The organism is Clostridium sp. (assembly GCF_051656525.1).
Taxonomy (GTDB): Bacteria; Bacillota; Clostridia; order Clostridiales; family Clostridiaceae; genus Clostridium.
This window is the reverse complement of record NZ_JBOGCC010000233.1, coordinates 45,027-64,987: the sequence shown is the minus strand read 5'-3', so window position 1 is coordinate 64,987 and position 19,961 is coordinate 45,027. Positions and strand designations below refer to the sequence as shown.

The 19,961-nt window shown below is 28.0% G+C and carries 15 protein-coding genes and 1 pseudogene; 4 read left to right on the top strand and 12 right to left on the bottom strand.

Annotation, left to right across the window (positions count from 1 at the left end):
* The 9 genes and pseudogenes from ACRDDY_RS11915 to gdhA all read right to left on the bottom strand — a co-directional run.
* Positions 1 to 523, bottom strand: a pseudogene (locus tag ACRDDY_RS11915) (pyruvate:ferredoxin (flavodoxin) oxidoreductase); the annotation flags it as partial.
* 293 nt (positions 524 to 816) lie between these two features.
* Entirely contained in the window at positions 817 to 1,899 is a 1,083-nt protein-coding gene (locus ACRDDY_RS11910; RefSeq protein WP_438565166.1) for an undecaprenyldiphospho-muramoylpentapeptide beta-N-acetylglucosaminyltransferase, read from the bottom strand.
* A gap of 15 nt (positions 1,900 to 1,914) precedes the next feature.
* The gene (gene recJ / locus ACRDDY_RS11905) at positions 1,915 to 3,687 is read right to left on the bottom strand and encodes a single-stranded-DNA-specific exonuclease RecJ (RefSeq protein WP_438565165.1); all 1,773 of its coding nucleotides are present in this window, start codon (positions 3,685 to 3,687) and stop codon (positions 1,915 to 1,917) included.
* Between the two features lie 10 nt (positions 3,688 to 3,697).
* A complete protein-coding gene (locus ACRDDY_RS11900) occupies positions 3,698 to 4,246 on the bottom strand; it encodes a DJ-1 family glyoxalase III (protein WP_438565164.1) in 549 nt (182 codons plus the stop codon).
* Positions 4,247 to 4,258: 12 nt separating this feature from the next.
* Positions 4,259 to 7,144: a DNA topoisomerase IV subunit A gene (locus ACRDDY_RS11895; protein ID WP_438565163.1), complete on the bottom strand. Its 2,886-nt coding sequence runs from the start codon at positions 7,142 to 7,144 to the stop codon at positions 4,259 to 4,261.
* A 17-nt stretch (positions 7,145 to 7,161) separates the two neighbouring features.
* The gene (locus ACRDDY_RS11890; RefSeq protein WP_438565162.1) at positions 7,162 to 9,105 is read right to left on the bottom strand and encodes a DNA gyrase/topoisomerase IV subunit B; all 1,944 of its coding nucleotides are present in this window, start codon (positions 9,103 to 9,105) and stop codon (positions 7,162 to 7,164) included.
* A 13-nt stretch (positions 9,106 to 9,118) separates the two neighbouring features.
* Positions 9,119 to 10,207: a tRNA 2-selenouridine(34) synthase MnmH gene (gene mnmH, locus ACRDDY_RS11885; protein ID WP_438565161.1), complete on the bottom strand. Its 1,089-nt coding sequence runs from the start codon at positions 10,205 to 10,207 to the stop codon at positions 9,119 to 9,121.
* Positions 10,208 to 10,314: 107 nt separating this feature from the next.
* Positions 10,315 to 11,703 carry a glycosyltransferase family 2 protein gene (locus ACRDDY_RS11880; RefSeq protein WP_438565160.1) on the bottom strand — a complete coding sequence of 463 codons (1,389 nt, stop codon included), beginning with the start codon at positions 11,701 to 11,703 and terminating at the stop codon, positions 10,315 to 10,317.
* Positions 11,704 to 12,002: 299 nt separating this feature from the next.
* Entirely contained in the window at positions 12,003 to 13,349 is a 1,347-nt protein-coding gene (gdhA, locus tag ACRDDY_RS11875; protein WP_438565159.1) for an NADP-specific glutamate dehydrogenase, read from the bottom strand.
* Between the two features lie 232 nt (positions 13,350 to 13,581).
* On the opposite strand from gdhA, the gene uvsE reads away from it, so the two are divergent.
* Entirely contained in the window at positions 13,582 to 14,799 is a 1,218-nt protein-coding gene (gene uvsE, locus ACRDDY_RS11870; protein ID WP_438565158.1) for a UV DNA damage repair endonuclease UvsE, read from the top strand.
* A 27-nt stretch (positions 14,800 to 14,826) separates the two neighbouring features.
* Here the strand turns inward: uvsE and ACRDDY_RS11865 are convergent, their stop codons facing one another.
* From ACRDDY_RS11865 to ACRDDY_RS11855, 3 genes are all read right to left on the bottom strand, one after another.
* Positions 14,827 to 15,420 (bottom strand): hypothetical protein, encoded by a 594-nt coding sequence (locus ACRDDY_RS11865; RefSeq protein ID WP_438565157.1) that lies wholly within the window; start codon positions 15,418 to 15,420, stop codon positions 14,827 to 14,829.
* A gap of 150 nt (positions 15,421 to 15,570) precedes the next feature.
* Positions 15,571 to 17,358 (bottom strand): oligoendopeptidase F, encoded by a 1,788-nt coding sequence (pepF, locus tag ACRDDY_RS11860; RefSeq protein WP_438565156.1) that lies wholly within the window; start codon positions 17,356 to 17,358, stop codon positions 15,571 to 15,573.
* A 68-nt stretch (positions 17,359 to 17,426) separates the two neighbouring features.
* A complete protein-coding gene (locus ACRDDY_RS11855; protein ID WP_438565155.1) occupies positions 17,427 to 17,831 on the bottom strand; it encodes a DUF6762 family protein in 405 nt (134 codons plus the stop codon).
* A 180-nt stretch (positions 17,832 to 18,011) separates the two neighbouring features.
* On the opposite strand from ACRDDY_RS11855, the gene ACRDDY_RS11850 reads away from it, so the two are divergent.
* The 3 genes from ACRDDY_RS11850 (at position 18,012) to ACRDDY_RS11840 (ending at position 19,944) form a co-directional block, all read left to right on the top strand.
* Positions 18,012 to 18,395, top strand: coding sequence for a hypothetical protein (locus ACRDDY_RS11850; protein WP_438565154.1), 384 nt, complete (start codon positions 18,012 to 18,014; stop codon positions 18,393 to 18,395).
* A gap of 72 nt (positions 18,396 to 18,467) precedes the next feature.
* Entirely contained in the window at positions 18,468 to 19,145 is a 678-nt protein-coding gene (locus ACRDDY_RS11845) for a metal ABC transporter ATP-binding protein (RefSeq protein ID WP_438565153.1), read from the top strand.
* A 4-nt stretch (positions 19,146 to 19,149) separates the two neighbouring features.
* Positions 19,150 to 19,944: a metal ABC transporter permease gene (locus ACRDDY_RS11840; RefSeq protein ID WP_438565152.1), complete on the top strand. Its 795-nt coding sequence runs from the start codon at positions 19,150 to 19,152 to the stop codon at positions 19,942 to 19,944.
* Positions 19,945 to 19,961: the final 17 nt, after the last annotated feature.

The window sequence follows — 19,961 nt, the reverse complement described above, 5'->3', positions numbered from 1 at the left end:
TTCTAAATCCATCAAAGAAGTTTATAAATGGCATTTTACATTTAATAGCTGCTAAGTGAGCTATTGCTGATAAATCCATTACTTCTTGAACTGAACCTTCAACAAGCATAGCACAACCAGTTTGTCTAGCTGCCATTACGTCTTGATGATCTCCAAATATACTTAATGATGATGTAGCTAATGCTCTAGCTGCAACATGGAAAACACCCGGTAATAATTCACCTGCCATTTTATACATGTTTGGTATCATTAATAATAATCCTTGAGAAGCTGTATAAGTAGTTGTTAAAGCTCCTGCTTGTAACGCTCCATGAACTGCTCCTGCAGCTCCTCCTTCTGATTGCATTTCTACAATTTTAACTGGCTGCCCGAAAATATTTTTCATTCCTTTAGCAACCCACTCGTCTACATGTTCTGCCATTGGTGATGATGGTGTGATTGGAAATATTGCTGCTACCTCAGTAAATGCATATGAAATATGAGCTGCTGCCGTATTTCCGTCCATTGTTTTCATTTTTCTCATCGCGTGACCCCTCTTTCATTATAAAAAATTATAAATTTAGATTTCTCTTTAAATAAAGCGATATTTTATTTAAAACTTTTTCTATAATAAATAAAATTAAATTTCAACATTTAAAATCGAATTTTATTTATCTAAATAGTATGTGGATTTTCCACATATACTATATAATCAGATTTTTCTATCTTCCTACATAGTACTTCCTATCTCTTATTATTATATATCACTTTTTTTTTTTTGCAAGTTTTAAAAGGAAAAAAATGAGTCATTTTTCTCCTTTTATTCATATATATTTTTTATTTTTGGTTTTTCTCTATCGTAGTCATAATAAGGTTTATTATTCCTTTAACTCCATCATTCATTTGACTTTTATTCATAGCCTCTAATAGTTTTTGTTTACTGTTTTTTAACATACATATTTCACTCATTAATCCACCCTTTACTAATTCTTCCTCCTCTACTACTAAAGAGAATCCTTCTTTTTTAAATGAATTAGCATTTAAAATCTGATCTCCTCTACTTTGATTCCTAGATAGCGGAATTAATAGCGTAGGCTTTTTTAATGCTAAAAATTCAAATATTGAGTTTGCGCCCGCCCTTGAAATTATGAAATCAGCTGCTTGCATTAAATTAGGTAATTCTTCACTAACATATTCAAATTGCTTGTATCCCTTTTTTCCTTCTAAGCTTTTATCTAAATTCCCTTTTCCACAGATGTGTATCATATTATTCTCTTTTAAAATTTCGTCTAAATTTTTTCTTACCTCATCATTTATTATTTTAGCGCCAAGACTTCCTCCCATTGCTAAAATAATATCTTTATCATCAGTAAATCCACAAGTTTCTTTCCCTAAAATCTTTGAACCATTTAATATTTCATGTCTTATAGGACTACCTGTTAAAACACCTTTTCCAGGCTTTACATGTTTCAAACTTTCTCTGAATGTTACACATAACTTATCACAAAATGGAGCCGCAAGTTTATTTGCAAGCCCTGGTGTCATATCTGATTCATGTGCTATTACAGGTATTTTTTTAATAGATGCTGCTATAACTACAGGTACTGTTACAAACCCTCCTTTTGAGAATATAATATCAGGCTTTTCTTTTCCTAATATTTTTAATGCTTGTGTAATCCCTTTCATTACTTTAAATGGATCAGTAAAATTTTTAACATCAAAATATCTTCTAAGCTTCCCTGATGATATTCCATAGTATGGTAAACCTGCCTTTTTAATTATATCTTTCTCCATACCATCTTTACTTCCAATATATTTTATTTGGAATCCTAATTCCTCTAGGGATGGAACTAAAGCTAAGTTTGGCGTAACATGCCCTGCCGTTCCTCCTCCTGTCATTATTATCTTATACTTTTTCAAAGTGTTCACTCCTTATCAACTAAATCTAAAGCTTTTAATATTTAATTGGATTTTCTTGTTTCCCATGTATTCATTTATATCTGGATAATATATTATATCCATTTTGAAATTACAGTATCCTCCAGAGTATTGTAACTTTAAAAACTCTTCTTCACCAAAGGTTTCTTCAAACCCTTCTTTAAATTCGTCATATTTATTAAAATTTACTCCATCTATAGTTTTACCATTTTTCATCTCTATTTTAAACCTTAAAAATCGTTTTTCTTTTCCCATAAATGAAATTTTCTTCACACTTATAGCTTTTTCTCCAAATGTTGGAGAATTATTAGCCTTTCCAAAAGGTCTCATCTTATTTATCTCATCTAATATTTCAAAATTTAAATCTTCTAAAGAAAGTTTTGTATCTATGAATGTTTTGGGTATTATATCCTCTTCTGTTAATGTACATATTTTATTTAACTTCTTTCTAAGAGGAACTATATTTTCTTCTTTTAGTGAAAGTCCTGCTGCCATTGGATGACCTCCAAACTTCTCCATAAGTTCTTTACATCTACTAAGTTCTTCAAACATATTATACTCTTCAATAGATCGTCCTGATCCTTTTGGCATTTCATGACCCTTTGTTAATACTATCGTTGGTAAGTTATAACTTTCCCTTATTCGTCCTGCAACTATTCCTGCTATACTTTCATGAATACTTCCTTCATATACTACAATAACTTTATCTTTTTCTTCTAATTCTGCTAAAACTTTCTCTTTAACTTTCTCAACACTTTCTACCGTTAAATCTTGTCTTATTTTATTTAACTCATCTAACCTTTTAGCTAATTCTTTTGCTCTATTTTCCTCTTCACAAATAAGAAGTTCTACTGAAATATCTGCAATTTCTAACCTTCCTGTTGCATTTATACAAGGACCTATTACAAATCCAAAATGATATTCATTTATTTCTTTATTATCTAATTCTTTTACTTTTATTAATTCTTTAAGTCCTATTTTATCCGTATTATTCATACGTTTTAATCCTTCTTTTACAATAATTCTATTTTCATCTAATAAATCAACCACATCACATACTGTAGCTATAGCTGCATATTCTAAAAGATTAACAGCTTCCTCTTCAATTCCATAAGCTCTATAAAGACCCTGAATAAATTTAAATGCTACTCCTGCACCACAAAGATTTTTAAAAGGATATCTACAATCTTCTCTTTTAGGATTTATTACTCTATCTGCACTTGGCATTTTCTTTATTTTAATTCCATCTTTTTCAACAAAAAGAATATCATGGTGATCTGTTACTATTACAGTCATTCCAAGTTCTTTTGCAAGTTCTACTTCTTCAAATGCTGCTATTCCATTATCACATGTTATTATAATTTCTGTTTCTTCCTCTTTAAGCTTTCTTATTCTATCTTTATTCATACCATATCCTTCACTTTCTCTATTAGGTATATGATATTTAAAATTTGCATTTAATCTTTTAAATCCTTTATATAATATACTTGTACTACAAACTCCATCACAATCGTAATCACCATATATTACAATCTTTTTTTTAGAATCTATTCCATCTTTTATTATTTGAACACTTTCCTCTAAATCTTTAAGAAGATAACTATCATGCATATTTTTTATATCTCCATAAAGAAAAAGAGAAGCTTTTTCCATGCTGTCTATTCCTCTATTACTTAAAAGTCTTAAAGTAAGCATTCCTTCTTTATTAAACTCTTTAGATAATTTCAAAAATTCAGTCTTTTTATTCTTTAAAAGCCACTTCTCTTTCATCTATTTCTCCCTATTCACTTTTAAAAAGCATTCCTTTTTCTAAATTCTCTGCTTCTTCGTTCAACCCTAAATATCTTAAAATTCCATATGAAAACTCTAATGCTGTACTTGGCCCTCTACTTGTTAATATATTTTTATCTAATACAACATTTTTCTCTAAGTACTCTACTAACTCCTCATTTACTAGTGACTTTGGATATGATGTAACTTTTCTTCCTTCAATAATATTAGCTTTCTCTAAAACTATTGGTGCTGCACAAATTGCTGCAACTAATTTTTCTTCCTTATTCATATATCTGACTAATTCTATAATAACTTCATTATCTCTTAAATTTTTAGACCCTGGCATTCCACCTGGTAGAACTATACCATCATATGTTTTTATTTCTCCATCTAGACATTTATCTGCTAAAATCTTTATGTTATGTGCACCTGTTACTTCTAAGTTTTCTACGCCTATCATTACACATTCAATATTTCCACGTCTTAAAACATCTACTACTGTAAGTGCTTCAATCTCTTCAAAACCTTCACTTAATAACACTCCAATTTTTTTCATGTCTTCACCTCATTATTTTTTTATTAATTGAATAGTCTTAACTTCATCATCCATATTCATTTCAATTACACTTGAACCTCTACCTGCTCTATTTTGTAATTTTAAGTCTTTTATAAATATTTTGTTTTCAACCTTTTCTTTAGTTATTACTGAAAGGTCATAATAGTCATCTTCTAAAAGATTTGCATATACTACCTCTTCACCATCTTTTAATGTTATTCCTGTAACTCCTGATGTAAATTTTCCCATATGTGTTATACCATTTGCACTAAATTTTATAATAACACCTTTTTTAGTAAGCATAATAATATTTCCATCATTTAATGAATTTATAAATGTTATAACTACTCTATCATCTTGTGTTTTTAGCTTATAATAGCCTCCACTTGTATAATCACCTTCAAATTCTTTTAATGATGTTTTCTTTATTATTCCCTTTTTAGTAATTGCATACACTCCCAAATCTTCCTTATACTCTTTTATAGAATATAATTTTATTATATTTTCATCCTTTTCTAATCCATCAACTATCTTATTTAAAGCTATATCCTCTTCTATTACTTTCTCTAACATAAATGATTTTATCTTAAACATATTTCCTTTATCTGTAAATAACAGTAACTCACTTAAATTATCTGTGTACACTTTAAGTCTATCATTCCTACTTATTCTACTTGATAATTTAAATATATTTTTATTTCCAAGGGCTATTCCAAATTCTTTAAATTCTAATTCTTTTTTATATTCATAACTTATAACTTCGTCATTTTCAGATAAATTAAATAAAAATTTACCTAAAAGATTTTTCGGCGTATTTTCTACTTCACCAATTTCTAAGTCAAATTTTAACCCTTCTTTAGTTATAACATTCAAGAAGGTTTCCTTTTCTTCCATTTTAAATAAATTTACTTTTACTAATTTTTCATTTTCTTTTAATTTTATAGCCTGAAGCTTTGAGTAACTTGTTTTAAAATTATCTAAACTTGTATTTTTTATCATTCCTATATTTGTTATGAACTGAAGATAATTACTTGGGTTTAATGTTGTTACTGAAATTACATTTACTATCTTTTCTTTTTCTAAGTCAAGACCTCTAGTAATGTCTTCTAATCTTTCACCTTTATCTTTCCATTTACCTTCAACTATATTAATACCCTTAGTTTGATACATATTCCCCTTATCTGTAAATATAAGAAGTGTATCTCTCGTATTAGATTGAATTAAAAATCTTAGAAAATCCCCTTCTCTATAGTCAATTTCCTTTTCATCAGCATTAGATCTTAAATAATTTTTGTGAGGCATTCTTTTTATGAATCCTTCATTAGAAATAGTTACCATTATGTCTTCAACTACAACTAATTCTTCCATATCAATTTTAGCTTCACTATCATCTTCTATTATTCTAGTTCTTCTATCATCTTTATATTTTTCACTTACTTCTATAAGCTCTTTTTTTACTACTTTTAAAAGTTCTTTCTCACTTCCAAGTATCTTTTTTAATCTTTTAATAGTTTTTAAAAGTTCATCATATTCTTTTTTGTATACATTTATTTCAAGACCTGTTAATCTATAAAGCATCATTTCTAATATTGCATTAACTTGAATTTCTGTAAATTCAAATTCATTCATTAAATTAACTGCAGCATCTTTTTTAGATTTTGAACCTCTAATAGTTTTTATAACTTGATCTAAAACATCAATTGCTTTTATAAAACCTTCTACAATATGGAATCTTTTTTCTGCAATAGATAATTCTTTAGTACTTCTTCTAAATACTATTTCCTTTTGATGCTCTACATAATATTCTATCATCTTCTTTAAGCCCATTTTTTCTGGCTTACCATCTGCTAAAGCTACCATATTAAAACTTATATTACATTGAAGGTCTGTCTTTTTAAATAAATACTTTAATACTTTATCTACTGTCTTCTCATCAGTTGCTTTTTTAAACTCAACAACAGCTCTTATTCCATTTCTATCTGATTCATCTCTTATATCAGTAATACTTTCTAAAACTTTTGAATGCTTCTTATCTCCTGTCATCTCTGATATAATTTGAAGGATTCTTGCCTTATTTCTTCTATATGGAAACTCACTTATAACTATTCCAAGTCTTCCATTTTCTAATGTTTCTATATTAGTTTTAGCTCTATAGCTCACTTTCCCATCTCCAGTTTCATAAGCTGCAAGAAGAGACTTTTTCCCTATAAGTATTCCACCTGTTGGAAGGTCTGGTCCCTTTATATATTCCATTAAGCCCTTTGTATCTATTTCATTATTATCTATATAAGCTAAAACACCTTCTGTAACCTCTCCTAAGTTATGGGGTGGAATATTAGTTGCAAGTCCAACTGCTATTCCAAATGCCCCATTTACTAAAAGATTTGGATATCTACTTGGAAGAACCTTAGGCTCCATTTCACTATCTGAATAGTTTGGTACCATTTCAACAGTATCTTTTTCTATATCTTTTAACATTTCCATTGCAATATTTGATAGTCTTGCCTCAGTATATCTCATTGCGGCAGCACCATCCCCATCAATTGATCCCCAATTTCCGTGTCCATCAATTAAGGGATTCCTTGTACTAAACTCTTGCGCTAATATTACCATTGCTTCATATACCGATGTATCACCATGAGGATGATACTTACCTAAGATGTCCCCAACTATCCTAGCTGATTTATAGTAAGGTCTCTCTGGATATGCTTTTAACATATATGCTCCATAAAGTATTCTTCTATGAACTGGCTTTAATCCATCTCGTACATCTGGAAGTGCTCTATCTTTAGCTACTTCTATTGCATAAGGTAAATAGTTATCAGGCATTGCCTCTTCAAGTGGCACTCGGATAATATTTTTATCTACTGGTATCTTATTTTCTATCTTTTTAGCCATTTTAAAATCCCTCCTTCTTAAAACTCACCATATTTATACATATATTTTCTTCTTGGTTCTACTATATCACCCATAAGTAATGAAACCATTTTTTCTGCTTTTGCTGCATCATCTATAGTAACTTGCATAAGTGTTCTCGTTTCAGGATTTAATGTTGTATCCCAAAGTTGGTCTGGATTCATTTCCCCAAGACCTTTATATCTTTGAATTAAAGCACCTTGCCCAATTTTCATTTTAACGTCATCTAATTCATCATCTGAATAAGCATATTCAAACACTTCCTTATTTTTAACCTTTTTATACACCTTATATAAAGGAGGTTGTGCTAAATAAAGATGTCCATTTGCAATAAGTGGTCTCATATATCTATAAATATATGTCATCCATAATGTTCTTATATGATATCCATCTACATCAGCATCACTCATAATAATTATTTTGTTATATCTTAAATCATCTTCTTCATAATTATCTAAAGTACCTGTACCAAGTGCAGCATTAAATATTTTAAGTTCTTCTGATGCAAGTACATTCTCAAGCTTTTGCTTTTCAGTATTCATTATTTTACCCTTTGATGGCATAATACTTTGAAATCTTCTATCTCTTGCTTGTTTTACAGATCCTCCTGCTGAATCTCCCTCTACAACAATAAATTCATTATATATTTTCTCTTTTCCTGTACATACAGCTACTTTTCCTGCAAGTGGTGCTGTTCCTTTACCAATCTTTTTCTTTTCAGCTTCATTTATTTTCTTAATTTTTTCTCTTCTTTGCGCTGCTGCAAGTGCATTATTTATAATTTTTGTTCCAAGTTCCTTATTATCTTCAATCCACTCACAAAGCTTTGTATATGCAAGTTCATTCATCATAGTATAAGCTTCATTATTTCCAAGCTTTGTTTTTGTTTGTCCTTCAAATACTGGATTAGAAATTTTAATTCTAACTACAGCAGTCATTCCTTCTCTTAAGTCATCCCCTTCAAATTCCTTATCCTTTTCTTTTACAAGTCCAAGTTTTCTTGCCCATTCTTTAAATGCTCTTGTCATTCCTGTTTTAAACCCTGTTTCATGAGTTCCTGCTTCTGTAGTTGGAATATTATTTACATAACTTGCTATATTATCTGTTGAGGAATCTGTAAATTGCATACAAACTTCTCCCTCCATAGCTATTCCTCCAATTTCTCTACTACCTTCAAAAAGTATTGGATCTTTGTGAAGAGGTGTTTTACTTTCATTTAAATATTCTATAAAATCTAAAAGTCCTCTTTCTGAATAATATTCCTTCTTAACTACTTCTGATTTTCTATTATCTATAAGCTCAAGTCTCATCCCCTTATTTTGGAATGCAAGTTCTTGAAGTCTTTCGTCTATTATGTCAAACTTAAAATCATTTACTTGAAAAACATCCTTATCAGGAAGAAATGTAATTTTAGTTCCTGTATCTTTACATTTCCCAACAACCTCAAGTTTTGTTACTGGTGTTCCTGGCATATCTTTTTTTAATTCTTTATCATATGCATATTCAAATCTCTGTTTGTAAATTTTTCCATTTTGATGTACTTCAACTTCAACCCATTTTGATAAGGCGTTTACAACTGCTGCTCCTACTCCATGTAATCCTCCTGAAGTTTTATAGTTCTTATTATCAAATTTCCCCCCTGTATGTAATTCTGTATACACCATCTCTACACCACTCTTATTTTTTATAGGATGTATTCCTGTAGGTATTCCACGTCCATTATCCATAACCGTTACACTTTTATCTTTATTTAATATAACAGTAGCCTTATCTCCATATCCATTAGATACTTCATCTATTGCATTATCCAATATCTCCCAAACACAATGATGTAAACCCTTAGTCCCAGTAGACCCAATATACATCCCTGGTCTAACTCTTACTGGTTCTAATTTTTCTAATGATGTTAAAGATGTTACATCATATGAGTTCTTATTATTCATCCTTTTCTCTCCTTTACTTACTTTCTTCTACATCCTCTTCTATAACTTCTTCTTTCGGATTATATATAGGCTCTAATTTCTTATAAATTTCTATAAGTTTTTCTAATGTTTTATCTCTATCACTATTTTCTATTGATTCTATAAATGTTTTTTCTTTAAAACCATTTAAGTACATTGGATCATAATAATTCTCCATAAGATTTATACACGCCTCTTTATAATTTCCTGATTTTATCATATCTTTATATGCTTCAACTTTTTTCACACTTAAATATTTTTTTATTTTATCCATTGCTTCTAAAAGTTCATTTACACTATTTTTATCTTGAATATACTCTTTAGTTAATAAATCACATCTGTTTTCTATAGAATCCTCTATCCATACTTTATTACTATTCATAATTTTTCCCCAAATATTATCTGGTATTATTATTCGTCCTATTCTTTTACTTTCACCTTCTGTAAAAACCAAATTAGATTTTCTTTTTTGAAGTGCATGGAAAACTTCTGCTTCAAAAGTTTTCTGCGTATTACATTCTCCTATAGATACAGACCCTAAAAGAGAACCTCTATGATTAGCTGCACCTTCTAAATCTAAAATATCTATTCCTCTTCTATCTAACTCTTTTAAATATTCAGTTTTTCCAACTCCAGTTTTTCCATATAAGACTATAAAGTTTACATCTTTTATTACTTCATTAAAATGATCATTTATATATCTTCTATATCCTTTATAGCCACCTTTTAATTTATAAACTTTTAATCCTAAAGAATATAAAAGAGAATGTATACTACTACTTCTCATTCCACCTCTTGCACAAAATATAACAACTCTTTTTCTTTCAACTGAATATAAATTTTGAAATTTTTCAAAAATCTCCGGCAGTCTTTTACTTATAAATTCAATTCCTTTAGTTCTTGCTTCCTCTACACTATTTCTCACATATAGAGTTCCAACTTCTTCTCTTTCACTATCTAATAATACCGGAATATTTATTGCACCTTTTATTGTTGCCTCTTCAAATTCTTTTGGACTTCTAACATCCACAAAAATTAAATTTTCATCATTCATTATTTCTTCGTAATCTACTATATTAAACAATTTAAACCACTTCCTAATTATAATATTAATATATTATCATATATTGCACTTTTAAAAAACATATAAAAATATTTAAGGTCCGCCCTTTAGGCAGACCTTAAATATCATTACAAGTCACAAATTTCAACATTTCGTACGTGTTTAGTATGACTCCATTCTTTTTTATTCTTATCAAGGATACCTTGAATTGTAATCGGAATCCAAGATATTGTATATAGTCCATATAATATAAATCTATAAAATAACTTGAAATCCTTCTTTCCTAAAATCAATAATGTTCCTAGTAAGAAAATTACATTGTATACTATTCCTGCAATTATCCAACCATGTACTGAAGGAATAAATTTTGCAGCTATCGGAACTAGAAAAACATTTAGAGAATATAAGAATATCACTATAAAAAATCCATTTGATACTTTTTTCTCTAATCTCATTACTAATGGAGTAAGTATAAATTGCGCTATTATGAACACTTTCCAACCTACATCACTAAACATACTTGCTATTGTAAAAACTCCTGATGTATGTAACATTCCTTGGATAACAGTTAATACTGCTGATATACCTAATAATAATGTAACAAAAGGTTGCATTACATATAAGGCACAGTCAAATATATACCACTTTCTTTCCTTTATAGCCTTTTTTGTTAGCTTAAAGAAATATCTTGAAGCTACATCTGAAAAACCTTGCATCCATCTTTTTCTTTGAGCCCAAGATTGTTTTAATGTTAGTGGTTTTTCATCAAATATTTTAGCATCATGTGCCCATCCAACTTTTTCACCATTTGATACAAGCTTACATGTAAATTCTAAATCTTCAGTTAAGCAAGTAGCACCCCATCCAAGCTCTTTTAAGATACTCGTGTCTATAGCAAATCCTGTTCCTCCAAGTTGATTTGAAAAACCAACGTTTCTTCTTGCTAATTGGAACATTCTGTTTTGTGACCAAAATGCTATTGAATATGCTGCACTTATCCATGAATCGTTTGGATTTTTACTATCAATATATCCTTGTACAACTTTATAACCCTCTGACATCTTTGAGTTCATTTCTTTTAAGAAGTCTTCATGTACCAAGTTATCTGCATCAAAAATACAAATAGAATCATATTGTTCTTCCATTTCAAAAAGCTTTGCAAACATCCACTCTAAAGCATATCCTTTTCCTCTTTTGTCCTTGTTAACTCTTTCATATACCTTTGCACCATGTTCTCTAGCAATTTCAGCTGTCTTATCTGTACAATTATCTGCAATTACAAATACTTCATACATATCTTTAGGATAATTAAGCTTCTTCATACTATCAACAATACCTGATATTACAACATCTTCGTTATGAGCTGCAACTATCATCGCAAACTTTCTTCTTGGTGTATAGTCTTTTACATCTTTCTTTCTAGCTAAACCTATAATACCTAATATTAAATAATACATAGTTATAAGAAATACTAGTACTTGAAATATAGCTGTTACACCATAAATAACGTTTCCCATTAAATTCACTCCTAAATGACAAATGGAAATTATTTCCCCATTCATTTCTCTATTTTATTTATAAATGTACGTCCTTTTAAATATAATTCAATATAGGTTAAAAATCAAGTATCTAATTCTTATTTTTATCTTATTTTTATCTAAAACTACCTCTTTTTCTCACTCACTCTAAATTCTTCCCTACCAATCTCAAATTTCTAAAATTTTATGTTAATTTATTTAATATAAAGCGTTCTCTCAATTTTTATTATATCATAGAAGAGTCTAGCAAAAATATAATTCCTACTAGACTCCATCTTCTATACTATTCCTTGCGCCATCATAGCTTCAGCAACTTTCATAAATCCTGCAATATTTGCTCCTGCCACGATATTTCCTTCTACTCCATAAGCTTTAGCCGCTTCACTTGAATTTTTATAAATATTAATCATTATATCTTGTAACTTTTCATCAACTTCTTCAAAAGTCCATGAAAGTCTCATACTATTTTGTGACATTTCTAAAGCTGAACATGCAACTCCTCCTGCATTTGCAGCTTTTGCTGGTCCAAACATCACTTTATTATCTAAAAATACACTAATAGCATCTAAAGTAGATGGCATATTTGCTCCTTCTGAAACACAAATTGTTCCATTTTTAATTAATTTCTCTGCATCATCTTTATTTATTTCACCTTGTGTTGCACATGGAAGAGCTATATCACATTTCACATCCCAGATATTTCTGTATCCTTCTACATACGTAGCTGTTGGTACTTTCTCTAAATATTCCTTAATTCTTCCTCTTTTAACTTCTTTAATCTCTTTAACAACTTCTAAGTTTATTCCATTTTCATCATAAATATATCCATTAGAGTCACTTAATGCAACAACTTTAGCTCCAAGTTCCGTTGCTTTTTTTGTTGCATAAATTGCAACATTTCCAGAACCTGATATTACAACTGTTTTTCCTAAGAAGCTTGTTCCATTATCTTTAAGCATTTCTTCTGTAAAATATACTAATCCATATCCTGTAGCTTCTGTTCTAACTAAGCTTCCACCGTAAGTCAATCCTTTTCCTGTTAAAACTCCTGGTGTATTCAAATTTCTTAGTTTTTTATAATATCCATACATATATCCAATCTCTCTACCACCAACACCAATATCGCCTGCCGGTACGTCTAAATCATTTCCTATATGCTTACATAACTCTGCCATAAAGCTTTGACAAAATCTCATAACTTCATTATCTGATTTCCCTTTAGGATTAAAGTCAGATCCACCTTTTCCCCCACCTATTGGAAGTCCTGTTAATGAGTTTTTAAATATTTGCTCAAAGCCTAAAAACTTAACAATACTTGCATTTACTGTAGGATGGAATCTTAGTCCGCCTTTATATGGTCCTATAGCACTGTTAAACTGTATTCTAAATCCTCTATTTACAATTACCTTTCCACTATCATCAACCCAAGGTACTCTAAACATTATTTGTCTTTCAGGCTCTACTATTCTCTCTAAAAGTCCCGCTTCAACAAACTTAGGATTCTTATCAAATACAGGAGCCAATGAGTTTACAACTTCAGTTACTGCATCAATAAACTCTACTTCTCCTCTATTTCTTTCCTTTACTTTTTCTAATACGCTTTGTACATACTCTTTACCGTTCATGGCAATTCCCCCTTTTTATTTCTTTGTCTTTGATTTATTTATATAATACACCTTTTTTAAATTTTTTTCCATAAAAATAATTTGTTCATATAAATTTTATCACTTCAATATTTTTCAGAGTATTTTATTAAATTAATATTATTTTTATTAATTCAATACTATTTTGAATTATATCCTTATTACTTTGGAATAATATACTCTATATATTTTTATTGAACTTAGGAGGATTTTTATGAACTTTGGATATGCTTGTATTCCACTTGGAACTAAATATAAAACTACTAGAAAGTTTCTTCTTAAAAATTATTCAGAAGATATTCTTAAAACTTGTATTGAAAATAATTTATCTGATTTATTAAATATTTTGAAATATAACGTAAATAATGATATTCATATGTTTAGAGTAAGCTCTGATATTATTCCCTTTGCAAGCCACACAATTAATACTTTCCCATGGATGGATATATTTAAAGAAAAACTTTTATCTATAGGAAACTTTGCTAAAGAAAATAATATAAGACTTTCTATGCATCCAGGACAATATACAGTATTAAATACACCCGATAAAACTATTTTAGAAAAATCTATTTCTGATTTAACTTATCATTGTAACTTTTTAGATTCTTTAGGCATTGATAAAAAAAATAAACTTATTTTACATATTGGTGGTGTTTATGGTGAGAAAGATTTTGCCATAGAGCGATTTATTTCTGCTTGTAAAAATTTAGATACAAAAATTATTGATAGATTAATCATTGAAAATGATGAGAAAAATTATTCTTTATATGATGTTATAAATATTTCTCATAAAACGAATCTCCCAGTGGTATTAGATAATTTACACTTTTTTTGTAAAGAACAAACAGAACCTTCACTTAATGATTTTAAATTAGCCTTCAACACCTGGGATTCTTCCCATGGCATTCCTAAGGTCCATTATAGTCAGCAAGCTTTAAATAAAAAAATAGGTTCCCATTCTAACACTATAAGTATTCCTATTTTAAATGATTACCTTAACCTAACCTCTTCTTATAATTTTGATATTATGCTGGAAGTTAAGGATAAAGATTTTTCGGCTTTTAAATCTACTAACTTACTTTTAAATAATAGAGATTTAGATAATTTAAACAAAGAATTTAATCGCTATAAATATTTTTTATTAGAATATTCAAAGGAAGCTTTTGAAAAAGGACATGATATTCTTTTTAACAAATCTTTTTTAGATTTTTATAACTTCTTAGATATCTTAAAAACTACTCATAAAAATAATTCAATGAATTCTTATAAATTATTCATTGAAGAATATCTAAATTTATCTTCTTCTGAAGAAAACTACCTAAAAAAATTATTTCTAAATGAAGATATAGCTAAAATAAAAGCATATCTTCTAAAACTTTCTCTTCGCTCGTCATCTAAGAATATATTGCAAAATTATTTTCTCTTTTTTTAATTAAAAAAGGATGCAAATTCTGCATCCTTAAACATTCTGTACAAATTCTTCAATTAATTTTATTTTTTTCCCCTTTGAATATAATACTATTGGAATTAATACAACCACTCCGCCAAGTGTTCCTAAAATTATATCCCACATAGTATCATCTAGACCATTTTGTGCTGTCAAATTAAATAATGAATCTGTTGTAAACTCCCATACTTCCCAAAGTCCTGCAACTGCTACTAAAAACATTATTGTAAATATTATTAACTTAGTACAATTAATATCTTTCTTTTCTTTTATATCAAACATATACATATAAAAAGCTAATGCTATAAATCCAAGTATTATACCTGATGTTAAATGTAAAAACTTATCATAATGATTTATACCATAAAAGTTCCATACATTTGCTAAATACATTGATAAAAATATAAATCCTAAAGTTATCTTATAAATTATACTTGATTTCTTTAAGAAACTTTTTGGATATATAATACTAATTAAAAATAGTGTTACTCCTATTAATAAAAGCCTTCCTATTTTTTCTCCTCCTCTAGCATATAAATCATATACTGCTGTAAGTACTAAAAGAATATAAAATCCATATGTAAGTTTCTTATTTAATTTATTCATTAATACTCCCCCTCTCTTATTAGCTATTCTTATTATATAACTTCTCTTATCTTTTTCCATCTTAAAATTTTCTTATTTTTTAGTAATTGATATATAAAACAAGCTTAATAAAGAAAATCTCCCTATTAAGCTTATTGTTTACTTTTAATTCTATATTTCTTTTTCTAACATATCTAATAATTCATTAAATCTCTCAATTGTTTTTTCTATTGGTTTTGGTGTAGTCATATCAACACCTGATTTTTTTAATATCTCAATTGGATAATCAGATCCGCCACTTTTTAAGAAATTTTTATATTTTAAGACTGCATCTTTTTCTTTATTTAATATTGAACTTGAAAATGCCGATGCTGCAGCATATCCTGTTGCATATTGATATACATAAAAATCTGAATAGAAATGAGGAATTCTTGCCCACTCTATATCAATCTCTTCATCAACTATCATATCTTCCCCAAAATAATTAACATTTAACTCATGCCATTTTTTAGAGTACTCTTCTGTTGTAAGAGGATTCCCTTCATCTATCATTTTATGTGTATAATATTCAAACTCTGCAAACATAAGTTGTCTAAATACAGTTGTTCTTATTTGTTCAAGTTCTTGGTTTATAAGATATAATCTCTTATTTTTGTCTTTTTCATTATTTATTAAATAATTTATTAGAAGTGATTCATTTGTTGTTGATGCAATTTCTGCACAGAAAATAGTATATCCTGCATAAGTATATGGTTGATTTTTATTTGAATAATATGAATGAATTGAGTGTCCCATTTCATGTGCTAATGTTGATACATCATTTAAATCATAATTATAATTTAATAACACATATGGCATAGTATCATATGACCCCCATGAATAAGCTCCACCACGTTTTCCTTTGTTCTCATATTTATCTATCCAACCATTATTTATTCCTTCTTTAAATATATTTATATATTCTTCTCCTAATACATCTAAAGCTTTTAGAATTGTATCTACTCCATCATTAAACTCTATATGCTCTTTTTCTATTTCTATTACAGGCACATATAAGTCATACATATGCATCTCTTCTAATCCTAAAAGTCTCTTTTTAAGTCTTACATATCTATGAAGTGATGAAAGATTTTTATTTATCGTTTCAATAGCTTCCTCATATACTTTAACTGGAATATTATTAGGCTTTAATGCAGCTTCTATTGAGCTTTTATAATTTCTTTTTCTAGCTACAAAATTATAATTTTTAAGTGCTGATGTAAGAGTTGTACCTAATGTATTTTGAAGTGCCTTATATTCTTTAAATAAAGCTTTAAATGCATTTTTTCTAACTTCTCTATCTTTTGATTTTATAAAGGCTGAATAATTTCCTTCAGTTAATCTAACTTCTTCACCTTTTTCATTCTTTATAACATCAAAAGTCATATCAGCATTAGTTAGTATTCCATGAATATTATCAGGTGCATTTAAACAATCTGAAACACCTGCTAACATTTCTTCAAGTTCTTTAGATAAAGTATGCTCTTTTCCTTTTAAAATATCTTTAAACATAAATTCATATACTTTTAAATCTTCATTTCTTTCTATCATTTTAAAAATAGCCTCTTCACCTATCTCTAAAATTTCTGGTACAAAAAATGCTCCATAGCTTGAAAGCTCTGCCATATAACTATCTATCTTATTTTTTATTCCTTGATTTTTATTATTTGAAGTATCTTCATCACTTTTCATATGAGCATAAACGTATAATTTTTCAGCTTTTCTTGAAATTTCTTCATCAAGCTTTAAATATTCTAAAAGTTTACTCTCATTATTTAACTTTCCTTCAAACGATTTTAAATCTCCTGCCTTTTTTTGAACTTCATCAAATTCCTTTGTAAACTCTTCTAAGTTTTTATAAACCTTATCTAATTTCCATTTATCACATTCTAAAATTTCTTCTCTTTTTTTTAGTTCCATCTTTATCGCTCCTTTATCTTTAAATACTATTATAATTAAAAAAGCTGTAAAACAGCTTTTTTAAGTTCTTATTCTTCAGTATATTCTCTTTCTTTATCTCTTATATCTTCAAACACTTTTACCATAGCATCATTTATTAATTCTATAACTTCACTTACCTTTTCATTCATTACTGAATATTCTTCATCATATGGAAAAGTTATTATAAAGGTTGGATTAAACTCTTCTAAATCTTCCTCAATTTCAAATCCTTTATTCTTAAAACTATCTACATCAAATAAATCGTAAATTGCTGAGAACTCCCATTCTTCTACATCTTTATTTGTATCAAACTTTAAAAAAACTTTATTATCATCAACATAAAATCTTTTAACAAAAAGTGCTCCATCATTTACACTAAAACTTCCTAGCTCTTTTGTTATAAATCCTGTTTCTTTATCTTTTTCCATTAAAACTAAACTTGAAAAATCCATATATATTATTTCTCCTTTTCCTTATCTAATATATTTATTATCTTCATTATAATGGTAAACCTATAAAAATATCAACTCTACCTATTATTTTACTCTATTTTATATTAAATATTCTTTACTTATTGGTAAAATATGGTAATATTATTGTATATTTTACTTTAAGGGAGGAATACTTTTATTATGGTATATGATTTAAATGTAATTTCAAAAAAAAGCTCTATTACTAGAAAGGAAAAATTGCTTAACCAAAAATATAAAAGAAGACGTATTGCCTTTATATTTTTAACTTTATTTTTAATCTCTTTAGTATTTATATGCTTTAAATTTATAAATACTAAAGAAAAACTCTCTTCATCAAATACAGCTGTAGAGCATTATTTATTAAGTGGATTTAAACCTGAATTTTCTAGAATAGATAATTTAGAATTAATTTTTTCTCATACTGACAAATCTATTTATAAAGTTTCTGGAGTAGATTCAAATAATAAATTTAACTATCTAGAAATTTGTCTAAAAAAAAATAAGAACACGTGGAACGTTGAATACTTAAAAAATTTAAAATAAATTTTTATTTCTTGCAAATAATTCGCATTTATGTTTATAATGGTTTGGAAATGTTTTTTAGGAGTTGATTTTTTGATTAATATAAATAATCTTTCATTTTCATATACAGGAAAAGAACCTTTTATCATAAATAATGTTTCTTTATCTATAGAAAAAGGTTCTTATGTTTCTATTATTGGTGAAAATGGAAGTTGTAAAAGTACTTTATTAAAATTAATGCTTTCGCTTCTTCATCCGATTAAAGGAAGTATAAGTATAAATACAAATAAAATTGGATATGTCCCTCAAAAGCTTGATAACTTTAATTCTGAGTTTCCTATCTCAGTTTCTGAAATTTTGAAAAACCATTGTAAGATTCTTAAAATTAAAGATTTTTCTATAATTAACAAAGTTCTTCGTATAGTTGATTTACTTAAATTTAAAGATACTTTAATTGGTAGTCTATCTGGTGGACAACAACAACGTGTTTTTATAGCTAGATCTTTAATTGGAAATCCAGACCTTATAGTTTTAGATGAACCTTCAACTGGAGTTGATAGCAAAAATGTAGAAATTATTTACTCTATATTAAGAGATTTAAATAAAAAGGATTCTAAAACTATTTTATCAGTTGAACATAATATAGATATAGCATTAAAAAATTCAACACATATAGTGCAGGTTATAGAAGGTATTCCAACTCTTTATTCTAAAGAGGATTTTATTTTAAAACTAAACAATGACATCAACCCATTAGAAAGAGAGGCCTAATATTATGTTTGAATTAGAATTTATGAAAAATGCCTTTATTGCAGGATCTATCATTTCTATTTTATGTCCATTTATAGGTTTATTTTTAGTGCTAAGACGTCATTCTATGATTGGTGATACCTTATCTCATTCTTCTTTTGCTGGCGTTGCAATTGGGCTTGTTATTGGTGTCAATCCACTAATAACCACATTTTTATTCACTACACTTTGTGCTATTATTATAGAATTTTTGAGAGGTTATTATAAAAAATATGCTGAGCTTGTTATGTCTATTGTCCTAACTTTAAGTTTAGGTATTGCAATAATTTTAATTAGCAGTGGAAAAGCATCTACAAGTGTAAATTCATTCTTATTTGGTAGTATCTTAACTGTTACTAAAAATGATATCTTACTTATTTTAGGAACTGGAATTATTTCTTTAATTATAATGTTCTTCATTTTCAATAAACTTCTTTATATAACTTTTGATGAAGAGGGTGCTAAAGTTTCTAAGATAAATGTAAAGCTTATAAATTATCTTTTTACTATTGTTATAAGTGCTACAATTTCTATGTCAATTAGAATTATGGGGATACTTGTTATATCTTCAATTATTGTTGTTCCTGTTGCAACTGCAATACAACTTAGACAGAACTTTAAAAAGACTCTTATATTCTCTATAATCTTTGGATTTATTGATATAATGGTTGGTCTTATTACCTCATATTATATAGATAGTGCTCCTGGTGGTTCTATTGCCTTAGTTTCAGTTATAACACTTATTATAGTTTTAATTTTGAAAAAATTTCTAAAAAAATAGGAATGGAAAAAATCCAT

Excerpts from the sequence above, each read along its gene's own strand:
- recJ (WP_438565165.1), bottom strand. The coding sequence starts at position 3,687 with ATGAAAGAGAAGTGGCTTTTAAAGAATAAAAAGACTGAATTTTTGAAA.
- ACRDDY_RS11900 (WP_438565164.1), bottom strand. The coding sequence starts at position 4,246 with ATGAAAAAAATTGGAGTGTTATTAAGTGAAGGTTTTGAAGAGATTGAA.
- ACRDDY_RS11895 (WP_438565163.1), bottom strand. The coding sequence starts at position 7,144 with ATGGCTAAAAAGATAGAAAATAAGATACCAGTAGATAAAAATATTATC.
- ACRDDY_RS11890 (WP_438565162.1), bottom strand. The coding sequence starts at position 9,105 with ATGAATAATAAGAACTCATATGATGTAACATCTTTAACATCATTAGAA.
- ACRDDY_RS11880 (WP_438565160.1), bottom strand. The coding sequence starts at position 11,703 with ATGGGAAACGTTATTTATGGTGTAACAGCTATATTTCAAGTACTAGTA.
- gdhA (WP_438565159.1), bottom strand. The coding sequence starts at position 13,349 with ATGAACGGTAAAGAGTATGTACAAAGCGTATTAGAAAAAGTAAAGGAA.
- uvsE (WP_438565158.1), top strand. The coding sequence starts at position 13,582 with ATGAACTTTGGATATGCTTGTATTCCACTTGGAACTAAATATAAAACT.
- ACRDDY_RS11865 (WP_438565157.1), bottom strand. The coding sequence starts at position 15,420 with ATGAATAAATTAAATAAGAAACTTACATATGGATTTTATATTCTTTTA.
- pepF (WP_438565156.1), bottom strand. The coding sequence starts at position 17,358 with ATGGAACTAAAAAAAAGAGAAGAAATTTTAGAATGTGATAAATGGAAA.
- ACRDDY_RS11855 (WP_438565155.1), bottom strand. The coding sequence starts at position 17,831 with ATGGATTTTTCAAGTTTAGTTTTAATGGAAAAAGATAAAGAAACAGGA.
- ACRDDY_RS11850 (WP_438565154.1), top strand. The coding sequence starts at position 18,012 with ATGGTATATGATTTAAATGTAATTTCAAAAAAAAGCTCTATTACTAGA.
- ACRDDY_RS11840 (WP_438565152.1), top strand. The coding sequence starts at position 19,150 with ATGTTTGAATTAGAATTTATGAAAAATGCCTTTATTGCAGGATCTATC.